The sequence below is a fragment of the Streptomyces sp. SudanB182_2057 genome, from assembly GCF_964272715.1.
Classification (GTDB): domain Bacteria; phylum Actinomycetota; class Actinomycetes; order Streptomycetales; family Streptomycetaceae; genus Streptomyces; species Streptomyces rubradiris.
On sequence record NZ_OZ186798.1, the window covers coordinates 2,119,863 to 2,144,767 of the forward strand.

Consider the following 24,905-nt stretch of genomic DNA (forward strand, 5'->3'; position numbering starts at 1 on the left):
GCCAAGGGGTCGTCGTGAAACGCCGTATTGACCATCTCTTTGTCGATACGGCCACTTTCCGCACTCGAATCGCACTGGCTCGAACCGACTCGATCTTCGGTTGATCGATCGTGTGTCCGAAGCGCACGGATTGTTACTCACTAGATCGTGATCACTCCCTAAAGGCGGACGAGTTTGCTGCCGAAGACGACTGTGACCTTGAAAGCACGGTTCGTCCCGGCTTCATCCCCACAAGCCGGCCCCGTCCCCCACCCAGGAGGCCTGGTGTCCGTTCTCCTTGAGCAACCCGCAAGCCTGGTCGCCTACCGCCCGAACAAGCCGACCGCCATGGTGGTCGTGGCCGACCCGCGCGTCCGCTCCACCGTCACCCGCCATCTGTGGGCGCTCGGCGTGCGCGATGTCATCGAAGCCTCGTCCATCGCGGAGGCTCGTCCCCGCATCGGCAACCCGCGCGACATCTGCGTCGCCGACGTCCACCTCCCCGACGGCTCCGGCCTCACCCTGCTGTCCGAGACCCGGGCCGCGGGCTGGCCCAACGGACTGGCACTCTCCGCCGCCGACGACATCGGCGCGGTCCGCAACGCGCTGGCCGGCGGCGTCAAGGGCTACGTCGTCACCGGCACCCGTACCAACATCGGGCTCCCCACCCGTCCCGGCGCCGCTCCCCTCGGTGCCGCCGCCCGTATGCACCGCCGCCCCCCGGGTGCCCCGAGCCACCCGGGCGGCTACCGGGAGCTGTCCGGACGCGAGGTCGAGGTGCTGCGGCTGGTCGCGGAGGGCCAGTCGAACAAGGCGATCGGCGTGTCCATGGGCCTGTCCGCCCTCACCGTCAAGAGCCACCTGGCCCGCATCGCCCGCAAGCTGGGCACCGGCGACCGGGCCGGCATGGTGGCCGTCGCCCTGCGCACCGGGATCATCCACTGAGCCCACCGGATGCCCCCTTCGGCGCAATTCCCGTTCACCCCGGCGAACCGGCGGCGGCCCGCCGCTGACCGGTTTACGACCCTGCCGCGCCCGTCGACGGAACGTTCCGTCGACGGGCGCGGTGTGCGCACGGATACCCTTGACAGGTGACCGACGCCCAAGACACCGCAGCAGACAGCTCCCTGCGCACCACCGGAGGCACTCCTCCGGACGACGCCGGATCTTCTGTGGGGGCGCCGACTCCGTTGCTCGAACCGCGCGAGGGCATTCCGCCCGTGATCGCCGACGCCGCGGGCCTCGCCCGGGTGACGGCCGCCTTCGCCGTCGGCTCCGGCCCGGTCGCCGTGGACGCCGAGCGCGCCTCCGGCTACCGCTACGGCCAGCGCGCCTACCTGGTGCAGCTGCGCCGCGAGGGCGCCGGGACCGCGCTCATCGACCCCGTCGCCTGCCCCGATCTGTCCGGTCTCGGCGCTGCCCTGTCCGACGCCGAGTGGGTGCTGCACGCGGCCACCCAGGACCTGCCCTGCCTGCGCGAGATAGGCATGGTCCCGGCCCGCCTGTTCGACACCGAGCTGGCCGGGCGGCTGGCCGGTTTCCCCAGGGTCGGCCTCGGCGCCATGGTCGAGGGCGTCCTCGGCTACGTCCTGGAGAAGGGCCACTCCGCCGTCGACTGGTCGACCCGCCCGCTGCCCGAGCCGTGGCTGCGCTACGCCGCGCTCGACGTCGAGCTGCTCGTCGACCTGCGGGACGCCCTGGAGAAGGAGCTGGACCGGCAGGGCAAGCTGGAGTGGGCCCTCCAGGAGTTCGACGCGATCGCGACGGCGCCGCCGCCCGAGCCCCGCAAGGACCCCTGGCGCCGCACGTCCGGGATGCACAAGGTGCGCCGCCGCCGGCAGCTCGCCGTGGTCCGGGAGCTGTGGCAGACCCGGGACCGGATCGCCCAGCGCCGGGACGTCTCGCCGGGCAAGGTGCTGAGCGACGCGGCCATCGTGGAGGCCGCGCTCGCCCTGCCGGGCAATGTGCACGCCCTCGCCGCGCTGAACGGCTTCGGGCACCGGATGGGCCGGCGGCAGCTGGAGCAGTGGCAGGCTGCGGTGGACCGCGCCAAGGCGCTGCCGGAGACGGCGCTGCCGCAGCCGGGGCAGCCGGTGGCGGGGCCGCCGCCGCCCCGGGCGTGGGCCGACAAGGACCCGGCCGCGGCGGCCCGGCTGTCCGCCGCGCGGGCCGGGGTGTCCTCCCTCGCCGAGCGGCTCACCATGCCGCAGGAGAACGTGATCTCCCCGGACACGGTGCGCAGGATCTGCTGGGAGCCGCCGAAGGTGGTGGACGCCGCTTCCGTGACGGCCGCGCTGGCCGGATACGGCGCGCGTCCGTGGCAGATCGAGCTGGTGACGCCGGTGCTGGTGGACGCGCTGGTGACCAAGGGAGCCTAGCGCGTGGAGATTTCCAAGCTGCCGGCCGAGGCCCGCGAGCGGCGCAGCGCGGAGATACGGGCGTTCCTCCGCTCGCGGCGCGCGCGCCTGACCCCTGCGGACGTGGGGATGGCGGCCGGGAGCGGGCGCCGTACGCCGGGCCTGCGGCGCGAGGAGGTCGCGGTGCTCGCCGGGGTGGGGGTCTCCTGGTACACGTGGCTGGAACAGGGGCGCGACATCAATGTGTCGGCCGACGTGCTGGACGCCGTCGCCCGTGTGCTGCGCCTGGACGCCGCCGAGCGTGAGCATCTGTATCTGCTGGCCGGGCTGAATCCGCCGCAGGCCAGGCCCGCCGAACGGGCGGTGCCGGCCGGGATCCGCCGGGTCGTCGACGGCTGGCTGCCCCGGCCGGCGTACGTCATCGACCGGCACTGGAAGCTGATCGCCGTCAATCGGGCCGCCCGGCTGGTCTTCGGCTACGAGGAGTCGGCCCACAGCTGTCTGGTCAGCTTCTTCACCAGCGCGCACTTCCGCGCCTCGCTGTGCGGCTGGGAGGACGCGGCGCGGCAGATCGTCGGCCAGTTCCGCGCGGACGCCGCGCGCTACCCCGACGACCCGGAGTTCGGCCGGCTGGCCCAGGACATGTGCGCCGCCAGTCCCGCGTTCGCCGCGGTCTGGGCGGAACACCCGGTGGGAGCCGCGACCGAGGGAATCAAGTCGCTGCGGCACCCGGACGCGGGCGAGCTGACCTTCGACTACACGATGCTGCCCGTCTCCGATCTGCCCGGCGCGCGTCTGCTGCTGTACACCCCGGCGGAGGGGACGCCGACCGGGAGCCGCCTGGCCGGCCTGCTGGAGGCGGCGGACGCCGAGCCTTCCGCGCCCGCCTGGGCACCGGTCCCCGCCTCGTAGCGGCCCCGCCCCTCCTTCGCGGCCCCTCGCCGCGCCGCCCGGTCGCGGGCCCGCGGCGAAAGTGGTGGTGACAGACCCAGGCTCAGGCGACACTGCCGGGGCCGTCCGCGCCGCACGAGGATCACTGCCATGCGGCGATTCACGAACAAGACGGCTCTGATCACCGGCGGGACCAGCGGCATGGGCCTCGCCACGGCGCGGCGGCTCCTGGACGAGGGCGCCTACGTCGTCATCACCGGACGTGACCGGGCGCGCCTGGACGCGGCGGTCGCCCGGCTCGACGCGGTGGACGACCGGGTGCTGGCCGTCCGGGCGGACGTGGCGTCCCTGTCCGACCTCGACGCGCTGATGCGCCGGATCGAGACCTGGCGCGGCACGCTGGACGCGGTCTTCGCCAACGCCGGGACCGGCGTTTTCAAGCCGACCACGGAGATCACCGAGGAGGACTTCGACCGGACCGTCGACGTCAACTTCAAGGGCGTCTTCTTCACCGTGCAGAAGGCGCTGCGGCTGATGCCGCGCGGTGGTGCCGTCGTCATCAACGCCTCCTGGACCCTGCATCGCGGGCTGCCCGTCGCGTCGGTCTACTCGGCGGGCAAGGCGGCGGTGCACAACCTCGCCCGCACCATGGGCTCCGACCTGGCCGCTCGCGGGATCCGCGTCAACTCCGTCAGCCCCGGTTACATCGACACGGCGATGTGGCGTCAGGCCAACCCCCACCCGGACGCAGAAGCCCGCGACTCGGCCCTGGTGCCGCTGGGTTCGCTCGGCCACCCCGACGACGTCGCGGCGGCCGTCGCCTTCCTGGCCTCCGACGACGCCGCGTACATCACCGGTCAGGATCTGGTCGTCGACGGAGGCCTCGTCGGATCGGTACCGGCCGTATGAGCGCGGCACACGACACTCTGCCCCGGCGGGCGGACGCGCGACGGGGAGCGGCGGCCGTGCTGGTCGCCGTCCTCCTGGCCCTGCTGGTGCTGCCGACCTCGGTGACCGGCTCGGGTGTGGCCCTGCCGGCCATCGGGCGGGACAGCGGCGCGTCGCTCGCGGCGTCGCAATGGGTGGTGCACGGTTACAACCTCACCTTCGCCGGCTTCCTGCTGGCCTGCGGGTCGCTGGCCGACCGCTGGGGCAGGCGGAGGGTGTTCGGCGGGGGTGCCGCCCTCTTCACGGTGGCGTCCGCGGTGAGTGCCGCGGCACCCGGCATCCTGGTGCTCGACCTGGCGCGTGCCCTGGCCGGGGTCGGCGCGGCCGCGCTGCTGACCAGTGGCAGTTCCCTGATCGGCGAGACGTTCGACGGCCGGGCACGCGGCCGTGCGTTCGGGGCGGTCGGCGTCACGACGGGCGCCGGGCTGGCGCTCGGTGCGATGGTGGCCGGGGCGGTGACCGACACCCTCGGCTGGCGCGCCTTCTTCGGGCTGCACGCGGTGCTCATGGCCCTGGTGTGGTGCACGGTGCCCCTCCTGCCCCGGGGTGACACGGGCGGCCACGCCGTCCGGGGCCGCCGTCCGGGCCGGGCGGGCCGGGCGGACGGTCCTCGCCCGGCCGGGGTCGACTGGCCGGGTACCGCCACCTTCTCCGGCGGGTTGTTCCTTCTGATACTCGGCACGGTGGAGGGGCCGCAACGGGGCTGGGGCAGCGGCGAAGTGCTGGGTCTGCTGGCCGGATCGGTGGTGCTGCTCGCGGCCTTCGCGCTGGTGGAGTCGCGGGTCCGGCAGCCGATGCTGGACTTGCGTCTGCTGCGCAACGGCCGGTTCGTGGCCCTGTGCCTGATCCCCGTCGTGGCCACCTTGTCGTTCGTGATCCTGCTGCCCCTGCTGCCCAACTACCTCGTGGTGGCGGGCGGTTACTCCAGTCGTGCGGCGGGCGGGGTCATGCTGCTGATGACGCTGCCGATCCTGGTGGGCCCGCTGCCGGCGACCTGGCTGCTGCGGCGCGGGCTGACGCTCCGGGGCGTGTTCGGGCTGAGCCTGCTGTGTCTGACCGCGGGGGTGGGGTGGCTCGCCTCCGCGCTCGAACCGGGGCTGACGCCCGGCTCGCCGGCCGGCCCCCTGATCACCCTGGGGGTCGGGCTGGGCCTGAACTTCGGGCTGGTGGACGGGGCGGTCCTGGACGTGGTGGCGCCCGAGACCACCGGCACGGCCGCGGGCTTCCTCAACACCCTGCGGCTCGGCAGCGAGGCCCTGGCGATCGCCGCCGCGAGCGCCGCCCTCGTCAACCTCGTACGAAAGCCCTTCGACGCGGGGCTGAAGGAGTTCCCGTCGTACGACGGCGGCTCGGGCGCCCTCGCCAACAGCGTCAACGCCGGGGATCTGGCCGGGCCGCTCGCCGAGCTGCCCGCCCCCGCGCGGCCCGGTTTCACCTCCCTGGTGACCCACGGCCTCACCGACGCCTGGCAGACCGTGCTGTGGACGAGCGCCGCCGGGTGCGCGGTGCTGTCGGTCGCCATCTTCCTCCTGCTGGGCGGACGCGAACGGGGTTCGACGGCTCACCCGAAGGTGTGACGTTCACCGCTCCCCCGTACAGGGCTGTGCAGCTACGTTACCCATAAGTAGCATGGGGCTGAGCGCGCGCTCAGCGCAACGCAGCAGTGCCATCCCGCATCTGGAGGAGAGCCATCGTGCCTCGTACCGTCAGGGACGTCGTCTTCGTCGACGGCGTCCGCACCCCGTTCGGCAAGGCGGGCCCGAAGGGCATCTACCACGAGACCCGCGCCGACGACCTCGTCGTGAAGGCGATCCGGGAGCTGCTGCGCCGCAACCCCGGCCTGGACCCGAAGAAGATCGACGAGGTCGCCATCGCCGCGACCACGCAGATCGGCGACCAGGGCCTGACCCTCGGCCGCACGGCCGGCATCCTCGCGGGCCTGCCGCAGTCCGTGCCCGGCTACTCGATCGACCGCATGTGCGCCGGCGCGCTGACCGCCGTGACCACCACCGCCGGTTCGATCGCGTTCGGTGCCTACGACGCCGTCATCGCCGGCGGTGTCGAGCACATGGGCCGGCACCCGATGGGCGAGGGCGTCGACCCCAACCCGCGGTTCGTCTCCGAGAAGCTGGTCGACGAGTCCGCCCTCTTCATGGGCATGACCGCCGAGAACCTGCACGACCGGTACCCGACGATCACCAAGCTGCGCGCCGACGAATACGCGGTGCGCTCGCAGGAGAAGGCCGCCAAGGCGTACGCCGACGGCAAGATCCAGGCCGACCTGGTGCCGATCTCGGTGCGCCGCACCAACCCGGAGGGCGGCGAGACCGGCTGGGGCCTGGTCACCGCCGACGAGCCGATGCGCCCGGGCACCACGCTGGAGAACCTGGCGAACCTGAAGACTCCGTTCCGCGTGCACGGCCGGGTCACCGCGGGCAACGCGGCCGGCCTGAACGACGGCGCCACCGCGTCGGTCATCGCGAGCGAGGACTTCGCCCGCGAGAACGGCCTGCCGGTCAAGATGCGCCTGGTGTCGTACGCCTTCGCGGGCGTCGAGCCGGAGGTCATGGGCTACGGCCCGATCCCGGCCACGGAGAAGGCCCTCGCCAAGGCGGGCCTGTCCATCTCCGACATCGGCCTGTTCGAGATCAACGAGGCCTTCGCCGTCCAGGTGCTGGCCTTCCTGGAGCACTACGGCATCGCCGACGACGACGCGCGCGTCAACCAGTACGGCGGCGCCATCGCCTTCGGCCACCCGCTGGCCTCCTCCGGCGTCCGGCTGATGACGCAGCTGGCCCGCCAGTTCGAGGACCAGCCGCACGTCCGCTACGGCCTGACCACCATGTGCGTCGGCTTCGGCATGGGCGCGACGGTCATCTGGGAGAACCCGCACTTCGAGGGGGACAAGTGAGCACCACCGCCGAGCTTCTGAAGCAGGCCTCGGACCTGTTCCCCGACGAGGTCGTCACCAGCGCGCACGTACGCCACTTCGACCTGCCCTTCGGCGCGGGCCGGTTCGCGCTGATCACGCTGGACAACGGCCTGGACCACACCAAGCCGACCACCTTCGGCCCGGCCTCGCTGGCGAACCTGAACACCGCCGTCGACCAGGTCGAGAAGGAGGCGGCCGAAGGCGCGATCGTCGGTGTCGGCATCACCGGCAAGCCGTTCATCTTCGCCGTCGGCGCCGACCTCAAGGGCGTCGAGCTGCTGAAGGAGCACGAGCACGCGCTCGCCATCGGCAAGGGCGGCCACGAGGTCTTCAAGCGGCTGTCGAAGCTGGCCGTGCCGACCTTCGCGTACTACAACGGCGCGGCCATGGGCGGCGGCGTCGAGGTCGGTCTGCACTGCTCCTACCGGACCGTCTCCAAGGCGATCCCGGCGTTCTCGCTGCCCGAGGTCTTCCTCGGCCTGGTCCCCGGCTGGGGCGGCTGCACCCTGCTGCCCAACCTGATCGGCGCCGAGAAGGCCGTCTCGGTCATCATCGAGAACTCGCTGAACCAGAACAAGCAGCTCAAGGGCCAGCAGGTCTTCGACCTCGGGATCGCCGACGCGATCTTCGAGGGCGCCGACTTCCTGGAGCAGTCCCTGATCTGGACGGCCCAGGTCCTCAAGGGCGACATCACCGTGGAGCGCCCGGCCATCGACCGCGGTGAGGCCTGGGACCAGGCCGTCGCCAAGGGCCGGTTCGTCGCCGACGGCAAGGTGCACGGCGCGGCCCCGGCCGCCTACCGCGCGCTGGACATCATCGCCGCCGCCAAGAACGGCGACCTCCAGCAGGGCTTCGACGCCGAGGACCAGGCCCTCGCCGACCTGATCATGGGCGGTGAACTGCGCGCCGGCATCTACGCGTTCAACCTCGTCCAGAAGCGCGGCAAGCGTCCCGCCGGCGCCCCGGACAAGAACCTGGCCCGCCCGGTCACCAAGGTCGGTGTCGTCGGCGCCGGTCTGATGGCCTCCCAGCTCGCCCTGCTGTTCCTGCGCCGCCTGGAGGTGCCGGTCGTGCTGACCGACATCGACCAGGAGCGCGTCGACAAGGGTGTTGCTTACGTCCACGCCGAGATCGACAAGCTGCTCGGCAAGGGCCGCGTCAACCAGGACAAGGCCAACCGCCTCAAGGCGCTGGTCACCGGTGTCCTGGACAAGGCGGAGGGCTTCGCGGACGCGGACTTCGTCATCGAAGCCGTGTTCGAGGAGATCGGTGTCAAGCAGCAGGTGTTCGCGGAGGTCGAGGCGGTCGCCCCGGCGCACGCGATCCTCGCCACCAACACCTCCTCGCTGTCCGTGACGGAGATGGCGTCGAAGCTGAAGCACCCCGAGCGGGTCGTCGGCTTCCACTTCTTCAACCCGGTCGCGATCCTGCCGCTGCTGGAGATCGTCCGCGGCGAGCAGACCGACGACGCCTCCCTGGCGACCGCGTTCGCCGTCGCCAAGAAGCTGAAGAAGACCGCGGTGCTGGTCAAGGACGCCCCGGCGTTCGTCGTGAACCGCATCCTGACCCGCTTCATGGGCGAGATCCAGAACGTCATCGACGAGGGCACCCCGGTCGAGGTCGCCGAGAAGGCCGTCGAGCCGCTCGGTCTGCCGATGTCCCCGCTGGTGCTGCTGGAGCTGGTCGGCCCCGCGATCGGCCTGCACGTCTCCGAGACGCTGCACGGCGCGTTCCCGGACCGCTTCAAGGTCTCCCCGAACCTCAAGGCGGTCGTCGAGGCCGGCAAGCGCGGCTTCTACGTCTACGACAGCGGCAAGCCGGAGCTGGACCCGGAGGTCGCCGCGCTGCTCAAGCAGGGCGACACGGTCCTCACCGAGGAGCAGGTGCGGGCGCGGGTGCTGGACGCGGTGGCGCAGGAGATCGGGCTCATGCTCGACGAGGGCGTCGTCGCCGAGGCCCAGGACATCGACCTGTGCCTGATCACGGGCGCCGGCTGGCCCTTCCATCTGGGCGGCATCACGCCGTACCTGGACCGCGAGGGCGTCTCCGAGCGCGTGAACGGCAAGAAGTTCCTGGCCCCGGGCGTGGCGAGCGTCCCGGCGTAACCCCGTACGACGTGTGAAGGGCCCCCGCTCCGGCGGGGGCCCTTCCGCGTGCTCAGGGCTGCCGCCACGCCTCCAGGGCCAGTCCCGGTTCGTCCTTGCGGCGGGTCAGCAGGAGCTGTCCCGTCGAGGGGGACAGCGTGGCCGCCACCACCCGGCCGGTCTCGTCCGTGGCGAGGGACACCAGCGCGTCCAGCGGCAGTTCGGGGCCCGACTCGGTCCACCAGGCGCCCGCCGACTCCTGCTCGGTCGGATAGGCGGCGAAGGCGACCCGGCGGCTCGCCGTCCGCTGGGCCAGCAGCGTGCAGTCGTACCCGTCCAGCTCGCAGCGGACCGCCGAGACCGGGCCGGGGCCCGCCGCGGGCAGCAGCGTGGCCGGCTTGCCGCCGGGCCGCCAGGCGCACAGGGTGTCGTCGGCGTCGGTGTAGAAGACCGTCGTGCTGTCCGGGGAGGTGACCAGGGCGCGCAGGGTGCCCGGACGGACCGGGGTGGTGAGGGTCTCCTGGAGCACGGGCACGGCGCCCGGCGACTCCTGATGCCAGTACAGCAGGCCCTGCGGGACGGCCGCGTACAGCTCCACCGTGCCGGACGCCGTGGTGACGGCGGCCAACTGGTCGTGCACCTCGCTGCCCTTGAGGTCCCGCCAGGGGCCCCAGCCGCCCTTCTCCTTCTGGCCGAGCATGCTCACGCCGCCTCCCTTGTTCCGGACGAACACATGGGCGCGGCCCTGCGCGTCGACCGTGACCGCGGGGGTGCCGGTGCGCTCGCCGGTCCTGTCCGGGTGGCCGATCGGCTGCCAGTCCAGGGCGGCCAGGTGCGGGCGGAAGTGGGTGGAGTGCACCAGTCCGGATTCGCCCTTGACGGTGGGCCGCCAGGAGACCAGGTGGGCATAGCGGTCGGCGCCCTGACCGATCGCCAGGACGGGGTGCAGTTTCTGGTCGCCGCCCATCCTGCGGGCGGCGGACCAGGGGCCGCCGGGGCCGCGCTCCGCCCGGCACAGGACGGTGTCGCCCGACAGCTGGTACACACTGAGCCGGCCGTCTCGGCCGCGAAGGAGCCAGTCGCCGTTCACCGGTTCACTTTAAGCCGCCCCGCGCCGGTCACGGGGCACGGCCCCCGGCTCGGCCCATGGGACCCTTGCGGTATGACCGGTCCCCTCGACACCCCGCCCTCCCCCGCCCCGCCGCTCGTCATCGTGGACGGCGCGAACGTCGTCGGGTCGCGGCCCGACGGCTGGTGGAAGGACCGCAGGGGGGCGGCCGAGCGGCTGCGGGACCGGCTGGCGGGCGAGGGCCTGCCCGGGCACCCGGGGCCGGTGGAGATCGTGCTCGTGGTCGAGGGCGCGGCCCGGGGCGTGGCCTCGGTGCCGGGCGTGCGGGTGGAATCGGCGCCGGGCAGCGGGGACGACCACATCGTGCAACTGGCCGCCGCCAGCCCCGGCCGCCCCCGCCTGGTGGTGACCGCCGACCGCGAACTGCGCCGCCGGGTGACGGAACTGGGCGCGCGGGTGGCGGGCCCGCGTACGGTCCTGGGCTGAGCCGCACCGGCGGCGGCCCCGGCCCGCCGCCGGGATGCACTGCCACCGGGCCCCGCGCCGGCGGGAGCCGCGTACCAGGAGCCGCAACCGCCACGACGCTCCGCGGGGCCGGTCTCCGAGTGCCACCCCGCCACGCCCCACGCCCGGTGCCCGCCGGAGCCCCGCGCCGGCGCGAGTCACGGCCGACGGGGCCCGCAGCCCGCCCCGACGGCCGGCGGGGGCCGCACACCGGGAGCCGGCCCGCCCTGCGCCACGCCGTGTGCCCGCTACAAGCGTGCGCCCGGCCGGGTCGTCGCGCGGGCGTACAGGACGGCGCCGTCCACGCGGGCGACCTCCGTGTAGTGGCGCGCGAGCAGGCGGCGCAGGGTGGGCAGGCGGGTGGGGGCGTACGGCTTGCCGCGGGAGTCGTCGGCGATCAGGGCGGGGGCGTGCGCGGCCAGCTCGCGGCGGAAGACGGGCCAGGCGCCGGGCACGGCGTACGCCTCGCCGACCCGGGAGCCGTCCCGGCCGCCGCTGTAGTTGGTGAGCAGCCCCGCGGTGAGGTAGCGGGTGGCGGGGGTGCGGCCGGCCAGCCAGTACGTCTCGGGGTGTATCCCCCACACCAGGATCCGGTCGCCGGGTGCCGTGCGGTGGGTGAGGGCCGCCGCCAGCCGCTCGGCGTGCGCGAGTTCGGGGCGCGGGGCGACGAGGCCCCAGCCGACGAAGAGGGCGCAGGCGCAGCAGGAGGTGAGGACGGCGGCCAGGCACCGCTGCCCCGGCCGGGTGTGCAGCGCGGCGGTGGCCAGCAGGGCGAGCGGCGGGAGGAGTTGCAGGTAGTAGTGGCCGAAGAAGTGGCAGCCGAGGGTCACGGCGACGGCCGAGGAGGCGAGCCACAGCCACAGCCAGGGCCACGGCTCGAACCTCCGGGCGCGGGCGCCGCGCAGGGCCCGCCCGATCGGCGCCAGCAGCCCCGCCGAAGCCGCCGCGACGAGCGCGGTATTGGCCAGGGCGCGGCCGAGGACGTGGGTCACGGAGCCGGAGACGGTGGCGTAGGCGGCGGAGCCGGTCACCGTCCAGAACACGAAGCCGCCCGGGTCCGTCAGCAGCGCCGCGCCGAGCACGGGGGCGGCACACCCGGCCGCGAGCCGGGGCAGGCCCGCCCGGACGGCGCCGCGCCGGTGGAGCAGCCAGAGCACCGGCAGCAGGACGGCACCGCCGGTCTGCTTGGTCAGGAACGCGGCGGCGACGGCGGTGCCGGCCGCGCCCCAGCGCCCCCGGTCCGCGCACCACACGGCGGCGGCCGTCCAGGGCAGCATGAACACCTCGAAGCCGGCGGCCTGGGCGTCCTCCGGGTTGAGCCCCACCGACACCAGCAGATACAGCACCCCGGCGGTGCCGCCCGCCTTGTCGCCCCAGTGGCGGCGGGCCAGGGAGGCCAGCAGCACGGCGGTGAGCAGCTGGGCGAGGACGGCGAGGATCCGCAGCGGGGTCAGGGAGCCGGAGCCGCACAGCGCGAACGCGGCCTCGTACAGCCAGGGCAGCAGCGGCGGTTTGCGGTCCACCACCGTGTCGTAGAGCTGCCCGCCCTGGGCGAGCAGCCGGGCTTCGACGGCGAGGTAGCCCTCGTCGGGGTTCCACAGCGGGCGGACGAAGGAGGGGACGCGGGTGACGCAGGCCAGCGCGGCCAGCAGGGGCAGCAGCCGCGTCCAGTACGCCGTCCGGGTGATGCCGGTCCGGGCGGGGGCGAGTGGGGCGGCGAGCATGGGCAGCACGCTATCCGGATCCCTGGCGCCGGGTGCCGGAGGACGTACGGGGCCGGGAGTGTCGCCGGGCGGTCAGGCGGGCGGGCGCGGGGGCTCGCCGGCCGGGGGGTGCCCGCGCGGGGCGAGCCGGCTGTGCGAGCGGCCGTAGAGGAAGTAGACGATGAAACCGATCAGCATCCAGACCGCGAACCGCAGCCAGGTCTCCGCGGGCAGGTTGAGCATCAGCCACAGCGAGGCGAGCACCGACAGCGCCGGGACCAGCGGGACCAGCGGGGTGCGGAAGGCCCGGGGCAGGTCGGGGCGGGTGCGGCGCAGGATGATGACGCTGAACGCCACGATGGCGAAGGCGAAGAGGGTGCCGATGTTCACCAGCTCGGCCAGTTCGCTCAGACTGGTGAAGCCCGCCACGACCGCGATGACGACGCCGAGCAGGATGGTCGACCGGTAGGGGGTGCGGTACTTCGGGTGGGTCTGGGAGAAGAACCGGGGCAGCAGCCCGTCGCGGCTCATCGCGAAGAACACCCGGGACTGGCCGAGCAGCAGGATCATGCACACGGTGGTCAGGCCGACCGCGGCGCCGAAGCTGATCAGGCCCGCGTACCAGGGGTGCCCGGTGGCCTTGAACGCGTCGGCGAGGGGCGCCTCCACGGACAGCGCGCTGTACTTCTGCATGCCGGTGACGACGATCGAGACGGCGACGTACAGGGCGGTGCAGATGACCAGGGAGCCCAGGATGCCGCGCGGCACGTCGCGCTGCGGATTGCGGGTCTCCTCGGCCGCGGTGGCGACGACGTCGAAGCCGATGAAGGCGAAGAAGACCACGGAGGCGGCGGTGAAGATGCCCATGACCCCGAAGTGCGAGGGGGCCCACCCGAAGATCAGCTGGACCAGGGGGGCCTTGAGGCTGCCACCGGCCACGGCGGGCTGTTCCGCGGGGATGAACGGGTCGTAGTTGGCGCCCTTGACGAAGAAGGCGCCCGCGACGATCACGATGAGGACGACGGCCACCTTGACCCCGACGACCACCGAGGTGACCCGCGCGGACACCTTCATGCCGACGACGAGGACGGCGGTGAGCAGCAGGACGAGGGCGGCGGCGAGGATGTCGAAGCCGAACCCGGTGGCGCCGTCCCGCCCGCCGAGCGCCTCGGGCAGGTGCCAGCCCCAGTTGTCGAGCAGCGAGTGGATGTAGCCGGACCAGCCGACCGCGACCACCGCCGTGCCGAGCGCCAGCTCCAGGACCAGGTCCCAGCCGATGATCCAGGCGGGGAGTTCGCCGAGCGAGGCGTAGGAGAAGGTGTAGGCGGAGCCCGCGACCGGGACCGTGGAGGCGAACTCGGCGTAGCAGAGGGCGGCGAGCGCGCAGACGGCGCCGGCGATGACGAAGGACAGCGAGACCGCGGGGCCGGCGGTGTTCTTCGCCGCCGTGCCGGTGAGGACGAAGATGCCGGTGCCGATGATGACGCCGACGCCGAAGACGGTCAGGTCGAGCGCGGACAGTGACTTCTTGAGCGCGTGCTCGGGTTCCTCGGTGTCCTGGATGGACTGCTCGACGTTCTTCGTCCGGAACAGCGTGCTGCTCACGAACCCACCTCCCACGCTTGCCGGCCTCGACATGATCGAGAGGGCCGGTGGTGCGGTTTGCCCCGGCACAGGCAGGTTCACGCAAACAGGCCGGTTCCGCCACCGGGGAAGCGGCGGGACCGGCCTGTCGGAGGTGGGCGCGGGGGCGCTCGCTAGTCGCGGGCGTGCTCCACGGCGTCGGCCTGGCGTTCGAACCGGCCGTCGAGCTTGGCGACCAGCCCGGTGACCTGGCGGGCGATGTCGGGCGCGGTCAGCCCGATCTCGGCCATGACCTCGGCGCGGGAGGCGTGGTCGAGGAAGCGCGGCGGGATGCCGAAGTCGCGCAGCGGCACGTCCACGCCCGCGTCCCTGAGGGCCTGGGCGATGGCGGAGCCGACACCGCCGACCCGGCTGTTGTCCTCGACGGTGACGACGACCCGGTGCCGTTCGGCCAGCGGGGCCATGGCCTCGTCCACGGGCTTGACCCAGCGCGGGTCGACCACGGTGGTGGAGATGCCCTGCTTGTCGAGCAGGGCGGCGATCTCCAGGCACATCGGGGCGAGGGCGCCCACGGAGACCAGCAGCACGTCGGTGGGGGCACCTCCCGTGCCGTTCAGGCCACGGGGGAGGTCGGAGCCGGGCTCGCGCAGTACGTCCATGCCGCCGACGCGGCCCACGGCGGGTACGGCGGGGCCGACGGCGCCCTTGGAGAAGCGCACCACGGTCGGCGCGTCCTCGACGGCGACGGCCTCGCGCAGCTGGGCGCGCACCTGGTCGGCGTCGCGCGGCGCGGCCAGCCGCAGCCCGGGCACCACCTGGAGGATCGACATGTCCCACATGCCGTTGTGCGAGGCGCCGTCGGTGCCGGTGATCCCGGCCCGGTCCAGCACGAAGGTCACCCCGCACTTGTGCAGGGCCACGTCCATGAGGACCTGGTCGAAGGCGCGGTTGAGGAAGGTGGCGTACACGGCGAAGACCGGGTGCAGTCCGCCGTGGGCGAGGCCGGCCGCGGAGACGGCGCCGTGCTGCTCGGCGATCCCGACGTCGAAGACCCGGTCGGGGAAGCGCTTGGCGAACTTGTCCAGGCCGACCGGCTGGAGCATGGCGGCGGTGATCGCGACGATGTCCTCGCGCTCCTCGCCGAGCCTGACCATCTCCTCGCCGAAGACCGAGGTCCAGTCGGCGCCGGAGGAGCTGATCGGCAGCCCGGTGTCCGGGTGGATCTTGCCGACGGCGTGGAAGCGGTCGGCCTCGTCCTGGAGGGCGGGCTGGTAGCCGCGGCCCTTCTCGGTCAGGCAGTGCACGATCACCGGGCCGCCGAACCGCTTGGCGCGGGCCAGCGCGGACTCCAGCGCCTCGATGTCGTGGCCGTCGATCGGGCCGACGTACTTCAGGCCCAGGTCCTCGAACATGCCCTGCGGGGCGATGAAGTCCTTCAGCCCCTTCTTGGCGCCGTGCAGGGTCTCGTACAGCGGCTTGCCGACCACCGGGGTGCGGTCGAGGATGTCCTTGGTCCGGGCGAGGAAGCGCTCGTAGCCGTCGGTGGTGCGCAGGGTCGCCAGGTGGTTGGCGAGGCCGCCGATGGTCGGCGCGTAGGAGCGCTCGTTGTCGTTGACGACGATGACGAGCGGGCGGTCCTTGGCCTCGGCGATGTTGTTCAGCGCCTCCCAGGCCATGCCGCCGGTGAGCGCGCCGTCCCCGATGACGGCGACGACGTGGTCGTCCCGCCGGCGCAGCTGGTTGGCCTTGGCGATGCCGTCGGCCCAGCCGAGCACGGTCGAGGCGTGGCTGTTCTCGATGACGTCGTGCTCGGACTCGGCCTGCGCCGGGTAGCCGGACAGGCCGCCCTTCATCTTCAGCCGGGAGAAGTCCTGCCGGCCGGTGAGCAGCTTGTGCACGTAGGACTGGTGGCCGGTGTCCCACAGCACCTTGTCCGCGGGCGAGTGGAAGACCCGGTGCAGGGCGATGGTCAGCTCCACCACACCGAGGTTCGGACCGAGGTGGCCGCCGGTCTTGGAGACAGCGTCGACGAGGAAGGTACGGATCTCCTCTGCCAGCTGGTCCAGCTCCTCCAGGCTGAGCCGGTCCAGATCGCGCGGTCCCCTGATGCGGGTCAGCAGCGGCACCCGTGCCTCCTTGAACTAGAGCTGATCGAGCTGTTGCCGGGCTCGCCCGAGTCTAATGCCGGGCCCGACGGGCATCCCGAAGGGGCGCGGTCGGCCGCGCGACCAGCCACGACGGGCCGGTACGCGGTCGTTCCGCGCCCCTGGGGCGGGCGGTCGCTAGGCGCGGCCCGCGGTCTTCTGCGTCTTGCGCGTGATGGAGTCGATCACGACGGTGGTGAGCAGAACGGCGGCGGTGATCATGTACTTCACCGGCTCCGCGATGGACTGGAGCTGGAGACCGTACTGGATGGACACGATCACCAGCACGCCGAGCAGCGCGTTCCAGGTCCGGCCGCGCCCGCCGAAGAGCGAGGTGCCGCCGATGACGGCCGCGGCGATGGCGTTCATCAGCAGGTCGCCGGTGCCGGCGCTCTGGTTGGCCGAGGCGATCTTCGAGGCCAGGAACAGGCCGCCGACCGCGGCGAACCCGCCGGAGATCGCGAAGACGGAGATCCGGACCGCCGTGACGTTGATGCCCGCGCGCCGGGACGCCTCGACGCTGCCGCCGAGCGCGAAGACCTTGCGCCCGTAGGTGGTGCGCCGCAGCAGGAAGTCCGTGGCGACCAGGAACACCAGGAAGATCACCGTGGCCAGCGGCAGGCCCTTGTACTGGTTGTACATGTAGGCGGCGGCGAAGGCGACCACGGCCAGCAGCACCGTGCGCAGCACCGTGTCGCTCAGCGGCCGGGCCGGGATGCCCGCGGCCTCCCGGCGCCGGTTGCCGAGGAAGGAGGTGAGGAAGAACACCGCGACCACGACCACGGCGAGCCCGTAGGCGGCGGCGATGTCGGAGAAGTAGTACGTGGTCAGCTTGGCGACCAGTCCCTCGCCGTCCAGGTTGATCGTGCCGTCCTCGCCCAGCACCTTCAGCATGAAGCCGAGCCAGAACAGCAGGCCGGCCAGCGTGACGGCGAAGGCGGGGGCGCCGAGCACCGCGAAGAAGAAGCCGTGCAGCGCGCCGATGGCGACACCGGCGGCGATGGCGAGGAGGACGGCCGCCCACTCGGGCCAGCCCTGGTTGACCGCGAGGACGGCCATCAGGGCGCTGGCCGCGCCGCTGACCGAGCCCACCGAGAGGTCGATCTCGCCGAGCAGCAGCACGAAGACGATGCCGACGGAGATCATGCCCGTGCCGACCATGGTGATCGTCACGTCGTTGATGTTCTGCGCGGACAGGAAGTTGGAGTTCAGCGCCTGGAAGATCACGCAGATGATCACCAGGCCGACGACGACCGGGAGGGAGCCCAGCTCGCCGGCCTTCATCTTGCGCTTGAACTCGTTCCAGTAGCCGAGCAGGCCCTCTTCCTGCACCAGCAGGCGGGGGTCGACGGCGGTGACCGCGGCCGCGGCGGCCTCGGGGTTCTCGACCGGGGTCGCGTCCTGCGCGGACGTCGTGCCGGGCTCGGTGGCGGAGGTCTTGTCGATGCTCACTGGGAAGCCTCCCCGTTCGCGCTGGACGTGCGCGCGGCACGGCGGGTCACGGCATTGTCGGTGGCGCCGGTGATGGCGGAGATGATCTCCTCCTGCGAGGTCGTGCTGACCTCGAAGACGCCGTTGTTGCGGCCGAGGCGCAGGACGGCGACCTTGTCGGCCACCGCCTTCACGTCCGCCATGTTGTGGCTGATGAGGATGACGGCGTGGCCGCGCTCGCGCAGCCGCTCGACCAGGTCGAGCACCTGGGCGGTCTGCTCGACGCCGAGGGCGGCGGTGGGCTCGTCCAGGATGACCAGCTTGGGGTCGCCGAGCATGGATCGGGCGATGGCCACGGTCTGGCGCTGACCGCCGGAGAGCGAGGCGATCGGGATGCGGACGCTGGGGATGCGGATCGACAGCGTGGTGAGCAGCTCGCGGGCGCGGCGCTCCATCTCGACCTCGTCGAGCACGCCCCACTTCCTCAGCTCACGGCCGAGGAAGAGGTTGCCGACGACGTCGATGTTGTCGCACAGCGCGAGGTCCTGGTAGACCGTCGCGATGCCCAGCGCCTGGGCGTCGTGCGGCTTGCTGATCGACACGGGCTTGCCATCCCATTCGATGGCACCCTCGTCGATGGGGTGCACGCCGGCGATCGTCTTGACCAGCGTGGACTTTCCGGCGCCGTTGTCGCCGACCAGGGCGACCACCTCACCGGCGTGGATCTCGAGCTCTACGTCGGTGAGCGCCTGAACGGCACCGAACCGCTTGGAGACCCCGCGCAACGCCAGCACGGGCGTAGCGGACACGTGAACCATCTCCTTCGCCGCCTGACCCGGCGGGAGGTTGTGCAGAAGTTTGGGGGGAATTTCCGTCCGGCGCCCCGGGCCGAGCTCGCGGGGCTGGGTGAATGCGCCGGGGCGCCGGAGGAGCGGGGACGCGGCCGGCCGTCGTCCGCGCCGCGGGCGTTCAGGGGTCGAACGCCGGGCGGGCGGGAAGGGGCCGGGCGTTCGCCTACTTGGTGAGGCCGAGCTTGTCGCAGGCGGCCTTGTACTTGCCGGAGCAGATCTCGTCGACGGTGTAGATGCCGTCCTTGACGACGGTGTCCTTGATGTTGTCCTTGGTGAGGGACACGACCGGGACGAGGACGGACGGGATGTCCTTGGCGCTGGTGCTGGAGACCTTGTCCTTGGCGATGGAGTCCAGGCTCTCGCCCTTGGCGAGCGCGACGGCCATCTGGGCGGCGGTCTGCGCCTCCTGCGGGTACGACTTGTACACGCTCATGTACTGGTCACCGGTGACGATGCGCTGCACACCGGCGAGTTCGGCGTCCTGGCCGGTGACCGGGACGTTGAGGTCGGCGGCCTTGAGGGCGGTGATGATGGCGCCGGCCATGGTGTCGTTGGCGGAGTAGACGCCCACGATGTTCTTCTTGCCGACGGCGGAGATGGCCGCCTCCATCTCGGAGTTGGCGTTGTCCGGCGCCCACTCCTTGGTGTCGTACTCCTTGGCGATGGTGACCTTGCCGTCCAGGACGGCGTGCGCGCCGTCCTTGAACTGCTTGGCGTTGGGGTCGGTCACCGAGCCGTTGATCATGACGATCTTGGAGGACTTGGTGGCCTTGTCGCCCAGCGCCTTCAGCAGGGCCTCGCCCTGGGTCTTGCCGACCTCGACGTTGTCGAAGGAGGTGTAGGCGCTGATCGGGCCCTCGGCGAGGCGGTCGTAGGCGACGACCTTGATGCCCTGGTCCACGGCCTTCTTGACGGAGTTCTGGATCGCCTTGGCGTCCACCGCGTCGATGATCAGGACGTCCACCTTGTTGGTGATCATGGTGTCGACCTGCTGGGCCTGGAGGTTGGCGTCCTGGCGGGCGTTGTTGTACTGGACCTTGCCCTTGCCGTTGGTCAGCTCTTTGACCTTCTGCTCGATCATCGGCCGGTCGAACTTCTCGTACCGCGCGGTCTTGTTCTCCGGAAGGAGCAGACCGACCGTGATGTCGTCGCCCTTCTTGGGGGCCGACGCGGCCGAGGAGTCGTCGTTGCCCTTCGACTCCTTGGCGCTGCCACAGGCGGCCAGCGAGACGGCCATCGCACCCGCGGCAACGGCAACGGCGGCACGACGCATACGTGCGTTCACTTGAGAAACCTCCCTGACGAGGCCGCGTCGTTGCGGCCGAGGTGGCTGGAAGTCAACTCGGCCACACGTGCGACGTCAAGAAGTAAATCCTTAACGAGATGGCAACGGTGCCATCCGTTCTCTAAGTGAAGGCAGAGGCGGGCACCTGGAGCGCGCCTTCCAAAAGGGTGGAATCACCCATCTCGCTGAGGGCGAGGGCGAGGGCGCCGAGCACTTCGGCCCGGCCGCCAAGTGCGCCGGGGAGAACGGACAGTTGGCGGGCCGCGCTGGGGATGGCGTAGCGGCCGACGGACTCCCTGATCGGCCCGAGCACCAGTTCCCCCGCCTCGGCGAGGTCGCCGCCGAGGACGACCCGGCTCGGGTTCAGCAGGTTGCAGAGGTTGGCCACTCCGCTGCCGATGTGGCGGCCGACGTCGGCGATCACCCGGCGGCAGCCCGGGTCGCCGTCCCTGGCCAGCCGGACGACGCCCTCCATGGTCAGGTCGGGGCCGTGGCTGGGCTGGAGCAGCGGGAGCACGTAGCGCGCCGCCGCGAAGGTCTCCAGGCAGCCGCGGTTGCCGCAGCGGCAGACCGGACCGGACTCGTCCAGGGTGATGTGCCCGATCTCGCCCGCCGTGCCGCCCGGGCCCCGGTAGATCTTGCCGTCGATCACCAGACCGGCGCCGACACCGCTGGCCACCTTGATGTAGGCCAGGTCGCGCACGCCCTTGCCGCTGCCCCAGACCAGCTCGCCGAGGGCGCCGAGGTTGGCGTCGTTGTCCACGTGCACGGGTACGCCGAGCCGCTCGCGCAGTTCCTCGGCGGGCTTGGTGCCGCCCCAGCCGGGCAGGATCGCGGTGGAGCCGAGGGTGCCGGACTCGACGTCGATCGGGCCGGGCACGCCGAGGCCGACGCCGGCCACCTTGGCCCGGTCCACTCCGGTCGCCGCGACGAGCCGGTTGACCAGCTGTTCGGCCCGGTCGAAGCCCTGGTCGGCGGAGGCGTCCACGTCCAGCGGCTCGGCCTCCTCGGCGAGCACCTGGTGGGCGAGGTTGCCGACCGCGACGCGCAGATGGGTGTGCCCGAAGTCGACTCCGATCACGATGCCCGCGTCCCCGCTCAGGCTGACGCTGCGGGCCCGCCGCCCGCCCGCCGACGTGGGGGTGACCTCGACGGTTCCGCCGTCCTTCAGCTCCCGCACGATGTTGGAGACGGTGGCGGCGGACAGCCCGGTCGTCCGCGCGATCTCCGCCTGGGTGAGGGACCCGGCCAGTCGTACGGCCCGGACCACCCGCTCCAGGTTGGCTCGGTGCAGTGACGACTGCGACCCTGGAGTCTCCACGACGACCTCCTGAGCGCGGGGCCGCTTCGGCGAGGCCCCGTGTATGTCCAACTAGTGAACTCTAAGCTGAGCCGTTCGGGGTGACTCACGTCAAGAGGTTGAACCGTTTCCGGGTACCCCGGCACGACGGCGCACACCGCCCCGAAGACGCCGGGACGGTGTGCGCACGCGCAATCACGGGGTGTGGCCCCGCCTGTCCGCCGGGGTTACTTCAGCGCCCCCGCGGTCAGCCCCTGCACCACCTGCCGCTGGAAGACGATGTACGCCGCGAGCACCGGCAGCATCGCCATGACCAGGCCCGCGAACAGACCGGACCAGTCGCCCTTGTACCCCTGGCTGACCGCGAGCTGGACGAGTCCCTGGGTGAGCACCTTCTTGTCCGGGTCGGTGTTCAGGACCGTGGGCAGCATGTACTGGTTCCACTGGCCCAGGAAGTTGAAGATGCCCACGCTGATCAGGCCGGGCTTGGCCATGGGCAGCATCACCTGGAAGAACGTACGCGTGTGCGAAGCTCCGTCCACGAAGGCCGCCTCCGCGACCGATGTGGGCAGGGTGCGGAAGAACGCCGTGAGGAAGAACACCGTGAACGGCAGCGAGTAGGCGATGTAGACCAGGATCAGGCCGTGGATCGTGTTCAGCAGGCCCATGTTGTTCACGACGTAGAACAGCGGGACCAGCGCGAGCATGACCGGGAAGCTCATGCCACCGACGAACAGGTAGTAGATGAAGCGGTTGCCCGGGAAGTCGAACCGGGCCAGCACATAGGCGGCCATCGAGCCGAGCACCAGGGTGCCGACGAGCGAGCCGCCGACCACCAGGACGGTGTTCAGGAAGTAGTCGCTCATGTGGGCGTCGGTCCAGGCCCGGGCCCAGTTGTCGAAGTGCAGCCGGTCCGGCAGGGACCAGGGCGAGCCGAAGATGGAGCCGTCGTCCTTGAAGGACGTCATCACCGCCCACACCAGCGGCATGACCACCATGATCGCCCAGATCACGAGGACGCCATGGGAGAAGACATTGAGGACGGTCCCCTCCTGCTGCCGCCCGGGGGGCCGGCGCGCGGCCGGGTGCTGGTCCGTCTTGCGGACGGTGGCGCCGGACTCGGCCGGCGGCGGGGCGGGGGTCTCGGTCGTCTTCATCGGTTCAGAACTCCAGCCGCTCGCGACGGCCCAGCCGCATCACGATTGCCGCGAACGCGAGCGTGACGATCAGCAGGGCGACGCCGATGGTGGTGGCGTACGCGGCCTGACCGTCCCGGAACGCCTTCTGGTACACGTACAGGACCATCACGGTGGTCGAGTAGTCCGGCCCGCCCGGCCCGGTCGTCATGATCTGCACGACCGCGAACGACTCCGCGCCGAGGGCGAGGATGCCCATGTAGACCCAGCCGGACTGCACGGTGTCCCACAGCAGCGGCAGGGTGACGCGGAAGAACGTGGTGGCCCGGTTCGCGCCGTCCAGCAGCGCCGCCTCGTACAGCTCGGCCGGGATCGAGGCCATGCCCGCGGAGAACAGGACCACGAAGAAGCCGACCGTGGACCACACGAGCACCGCCATCACACACCACAGGGCGAGGCCGGGATCGCCCAGCCACAGCGGCTGCACGCCGTCGAGGCCGATGCCGCGCAGCAGTGAGTTGATCGCTCCGCTGTCCGGGTTGTACGCGAAGGCGAACAGCAGCGAGACGATGGCGATCGAGAGTACCTGCGGGAAGAAATAGACGATTTTGTAGAAGGCCGAGCCCCGCACCCCGGAAATGGCGGGGCCGTGCTTCCTCCGCCGGCCGCCCACATTGATCATGAAGGCGAAGAACAGCGCCAGACCGAGCGTCAGCACCGGCAGCACCAGAGCGAACAGGAGACTGTGCCGCAACGACTTCCAGAAGATGTCGTCGTCGAGCATCCTTTCGTAGTTGTCGAACCCGACCATCCGGAAATCGGGGCTGAGGCCCGTCCAGTCCGTGAACGAGTAGTAGATGGACTGGATGAACGGCCACACCACGAAGAGCGCGTACAGTCCCAGGGGCAGTGCCAGGAACCCCACGATGAACCGGTATTTGCCGTGCCGCATCGCCACTCCGGTGCTGTCAGGGTGCCGGATTACTGGTGCTTGTAGTGCTTGATGGAGGAGTCCTTGGCCGCCTCGTCGGCGAATGACTGGATCTTCCTGATCGCCTCGGCGGGGGTGAGCCGGCCGGCCATCATCTCGCCGAGGCCGGACACCCCGATCTTCTCCTTCTGCAACTGCACGTACCAGTCCTGCAGCCGGGGGTTCACCACGTTGCTCCCGGCCTTCTCCAGCGCCGCCACACCCGACTTCAGGCCCGGGGTGAGGGCGATGCCGGACGTGCCGCCGTTGAACGCGGTCAGCGACTTCACCTTGGCGGTGAAGTTCTTCGAGGACGCCTCGGAGAGCATGATGCGCAGCTGCTCCATGCCGCCCTCGGCGTTCTTCGCCTTGGCCGGGACGATGAAGGGCTCGCCGCCGGAGGCCCAGAGGGTGCCGAACGGCAGCTTGTCGGAGGCGTCGAGGCCGGAGGGCGCGGAGACGGCGAGGCCGAAGTCGGACGGGATGACGTTGGCCGACTCGTTCTCCACCCAGGAGCCGTTCGGCAGGAACAGCGCCTTGCCCTTGGCCCACGCGGTCTGCGACTGGATGTGGTCCAGGCCCGGGGTGCCCTGGAGGATGTAGCCCTTCTTGTACAGCTCGTAGTAGGCCTCGAAGCAGGCCTTGACCGCGGGGTGCTTCCAGGCGTTCGGCTCCAGGTTGTCGATGGCGTCGAGCACCTCGCGCCCGCCGACCTTGCCGATCATCGGGTACAGCGAGAAGGGGATGTAGTACGGGTACTTGCCCGCGTAGGTCCAGCCCGCGATGCCCTTCTTCTTGGCCTTGGCGCACAGGGCGATCATGTCGTCCCAGGTCTCCGGGTACGCCGCGTCCAGCGAGTCCAGGGCCTTCTGCGAGTACCAGACGCCGTAGACCGTGTAGGCGTAGTACAGGATCCAGACCGGGTCGCCGTCGAACTGGCCCATCTCCACGATGCCGGGGCGCAGGGTGTCGCGCACCTTCTTCTTCGGGTCGTCGTACGACGGCGCGTCCAGCAGCGCGGTGAGGTCGGCGAGCTGGTTCTTGCCGACGAGGACGCCCATGTCCATCTGCTCGGCGCCGGAGTTGTCGATGAGGTCCGGCGGGGTGCCCTGGTTGAAGCGGGGCTGGAGGGTGGACTGGATCTTCTGGGTGGCCGCGAACTTCACCTCGGCCTTGGGGAAGTCGCGTTCGTAGATCTTCACCGCGTCCTCGGCGTACTCCTTGCCGAAGCCGCCGTCGAAGAGGACGAATTCCAGTCCGGCGCTGTCGTTGACGCCGAGCGGGTTCTTGGCGGTCTTCTCGCCCTGCTCGGCCTTGTCCTGTCCGTCGCCGCCGCTGCTCGCGCAGGCGGACAGCAGGCCCATCCCCGGCGTGGCGACCAGACCGAGCGCCGCCGAGCGCTTGATCAGATCACGGCGGCCGACACCTTCGGCACGGTGGTGCGCAGTGGATCCCATGCTCAAGTCCTCGCCTTCTCCAGGACTCAGGCGGTGAACCGGATCCTTGCGCCGGCACCGCGGGTCGGGTCGTGCAGGGTCGTGCGGGAAGTGCCGACAGGTATAGTCCACTTAACCCCGGCGGACAAGATCGAGTGCAGGGTTCCCCGTGGGTCTTTTCCGAGTTGAGACCTGCCGGAAATATGCGCCCGCGCCACGTGCCGCGCGGGAAAAACTCGCGACATTACTCCCTGAATGCCACAGCCAACAGCCTTGACATCACGGAGCACTTGACCACCTA

19 protein-coding genes are annotated in these 24,905 nt (G+C 71.4%); 8 read left to right on the top strand and 11 right to left on the bottom strand.

What is annotated here, in order from left to right:
* Positions 1 to 264: 264 nt before the first annotated feature.
* The 7 genes from ACSURM_RS08965 (at position 265) to ACSURM_RS08995 (ending at position 9,212) form a co-directional block, all read left to right on the top strand.
* The gene (locus tag ACSURM_RS08965) at positions 265 to 924 is read left to right on the top strand and encodes a response regulator transcription factor (RefSeq protein WP_030777669.1); all 660 of its coding nucleotides are present in this window, start codon (positions 265 to 267) and stop codon (positions 922 to 924) included.
* A 146-nt stretch (positions 925 to 1,070) separates the two neighbouring features.
* Complete coding sequence (locus ACSURM_RS08970; protein WP_436954471.1) at positions 1,071 to 2,357, top strand: ribonuclease D; 1,287 nt, start codon at positions 1,071 to 1,073, stop codon at positions 2,355 to 2,357.
* A 3-nt stretch (positions 2,358 to 2,360) separates the two neighbouring features.
* Entirely contained in the window at positions 2,361 to 3,248 is an 888-nt protein-coding gene (locus tag ACSURM_RS08975; protein ID WP_436954473.1) for a helix-turn-helix transcriptional regulator, read from the top strand.
* 129 nt (positions 3,249 to 3,377) lie between these two features.
* Complete coding sequence (locus ACSURM_RS08980) at positions 3,378 to 4,136, top strand: SDR family NAD(P)-dependent oxidoreductase (RefSeq protein ID WP_436954475.1); 759 nt, start codon at positions 3,378 to 3,380, stop codon at positions 4,134 to 4,136.
* Positions 4,133 to 5,752 (top strand): MFS transporter, encoded by a 1,620-nt coding sequence (locus ACSURM_RS08985; protein WP_436954477.1) that lies wholly within the window; start codon positions 4,133 to 4,135, stop codon positions 5,750 to 5,752. Before ACSURM_RS08980 ends, ACSURM_RS08985 begins: the two co-directional genes overlap by 4 nt.
* A 116-nt stretch (positions 5,753 to 5,868) precedes the next feature.
* The gene (locus ACSURM_RS08990; RefSeq protein ID WP_436954479.1) at positions 5,869 to 7,086 is read left to right on the top strand and encodes a thiolase family protein; all 1,218 of its coding nucleotides are present in this window, start codon (positions 5,869 to 5,871) and stop codon (positions 7,084 to 7,086) included.
* Positions 7,083 to 9,212 (top strand): 3-hydroxyacyl-CoA dehydrogenase NAD-binding domain-containing protein, encoded by a 2,130-nt coding sequence (locus tag ACSURM_RS08995; protein ID WP_436954480.1) that lies wholly within the window; start codon positions 7,083 to 7,085, stop codon positions 9,210 to 9,212. The genes ACSURM_RS08990 and ACSURM_RS08995 overlap by 4 nt, the downstream gene beginning before the upstream one ends.
* A 52-nt stretch (positions 9,213 to 9,264) precedes the next feature.
* Here ACSURM_RS08995 and ACSURM_RS09000 read toward each other — a convergent pair whose 3' ends face one another.
* Positions 9,265 to 10,281, bottom strand: coding sequence for a hypothetical protein (locus ACSURM_RS09000; RefSeq protein ID WP_436954481.1), 1,017 nt, complete (start codon positions 10,279 to 10,281; stop codon positions 9,265 to 9,267).
* Between the two features lie 72 nt (positions 10,282 to 10,353).
* Between ACSURM_RS09000 and ACSURM_RS09005 the strand changes: the two genes are divergently transcribed.
* Positions 10,354 to 10,746, top strand: a complete 393-nt coding sequence (locus tag ACSURM_RS09005; protein ID WP_436954482.1) for an NTP pyrophosphohydrolase — start codon at positions 10,354 to 10,356, stop codon at positions 10,744 to 10,746.
* Between the two features lie 266 nt (positions 10,747 to 11,012).
* Here ACSURM_RS09005 and ACSURM_RS09010 read toward each other — a convergent pair whose 3' ends face one another.
* The 10 genes from ACSURM_RS09010 to ngcE all read right to left on the bottom strand — a co-directional run bounded on the left by ACSURM_RS09010 (position 11,013) and on the right by ngcE (position 24,625).
* A complete protein-coding gene (locus ACSURM_RS09010) occupies positions 11,013 to 12,488 on the bottom strand; it encodes a glycosyltransferase family 39 protein (RefSeq protein ID WP_436954483.1) in 1,476 nt (491 codons plus the stop codon).
* 72 nt (positions 12,489 to 12,560) lie between these two features.
* Positions 12,561 to 14,072: an amino acid permease gene (locus tag ACSURM_RS09015; protein WP_436954484.1), complete on the bottom strand. Its 1,512-nt coding sequence runs from the start codon at positions 14,070 to 14,072 to the stop codon at positions 12,561 to 12,563.
* A 152-nt stretch (positions 14,073 to 14,224) separates the two neighbouring features.
* Positions 14,225 to 16,177 (bottom strand): 1-deoxy-D-xylulose-5-phosphate synthase, encoded by a 1,953-nt coding sequence (gene dxs, locus ACSURM_RS09020; RefSeq protein ID WP_436954485.1) that lies wholly within the window; start codon positions 16,175 to 16,177, stop codon positions 14,225 to 14,227.
* 156 nt (positions 16,178 to 16,333) lie between these two features.
* Positions 16,334 to 17,647 carry a sugar ABC transporter permease gene (locus tag ACSURM_RS09025; RefSeq protein WP_436954486.1) on the bottom strand — a complete coding sequence of 438 codons (1,314 nt, stop codon included), beginning with the start codon at positions 17,645 to 17,647 and terminating at the stop codon, positions 16,334 to 16,336.
* Positions 17,644 to 18,444 carry an ATP-binding cassette domain-containing protein gene (locus ACSURM_RS09030; RefSeq protein ID WP_436954487.1) on the bottom strand — a complete coding sequence of 267 codons (801 nt, stop codon included), beginning with the start codon at positions 18,442 to 18,444 and terminating at the stop codon, positions 17,644 to 17,646. The genes ACSURM_RS09025 and ACSURM_RS09030 overlap by 4 nt, the downstream gene beginning before the upstream one ends.
* Positions 18,445 to 18,640: 196 nt before the next feature.
* Entirely contained in the window at positions 18,641 to 19,750 is a 1,110-nt protein-coding gene (locus ACSURM_RS09035; RefSeq protein ID WP_436961005.1) for a sugar ABC transporter substrate-binding protein, read from the bottom strand.
* Between the two features lie 133 nt (positions 19,751 to 19,883).
* Entirely contained in the window at positions 19,884 to 21,083 is a 1,200-nt protein-coding gene (locus ACSURM_RS09040; RefSeq protein ID WP_436954488.1) for an ROK family transcriptional regulator, read from the bottom strand.
* 206 nt (positions 21,084 to 21,289) lie between these two features.
* Positions 21,290 to 22,219, bottom strand: a complete 930-nt coding sequence (locus tag ACSURM_RS09045) for a carbohydrate ABC transporter permease (protein ID WP_436954489.1) — start codon at positions 22,217 to 22,219, stop codon at positions 21,290 to 21,292.
* A 4-nt stretch (positions 22,220 to 22,223) separates the two neighbouring features.
* Positions 22,224 to 23,150, bottom strand: a complete 927-nt coding sequence (locus ACSURM_RS09050; RefSeq protein WP_436954490.1) for a carbohydrate ABC transporter permease — start codon at positions 23,148 to 23,150, stop codon at positions 22,224 to 22,226.
* A 29-nt stretch (positions 23,151 to 23,179) separates the two neighbouring features.
* A complete protein-coding gene (gene ngcE, locus ACSURM_RS09055) occupies positions 23,180 to 24,625 on the bottom strand; it encodes an N-acetylglucosamine/diacetylchitobiose ABC transporter substrate-binding protein (RefSeq protein ID WP_436954491.1) in 1,446 nt (481 codons plus the stop codon).
* Between the last annotated feature and the right edge of the window lie 280 nt (positions 24,626 to 24,905).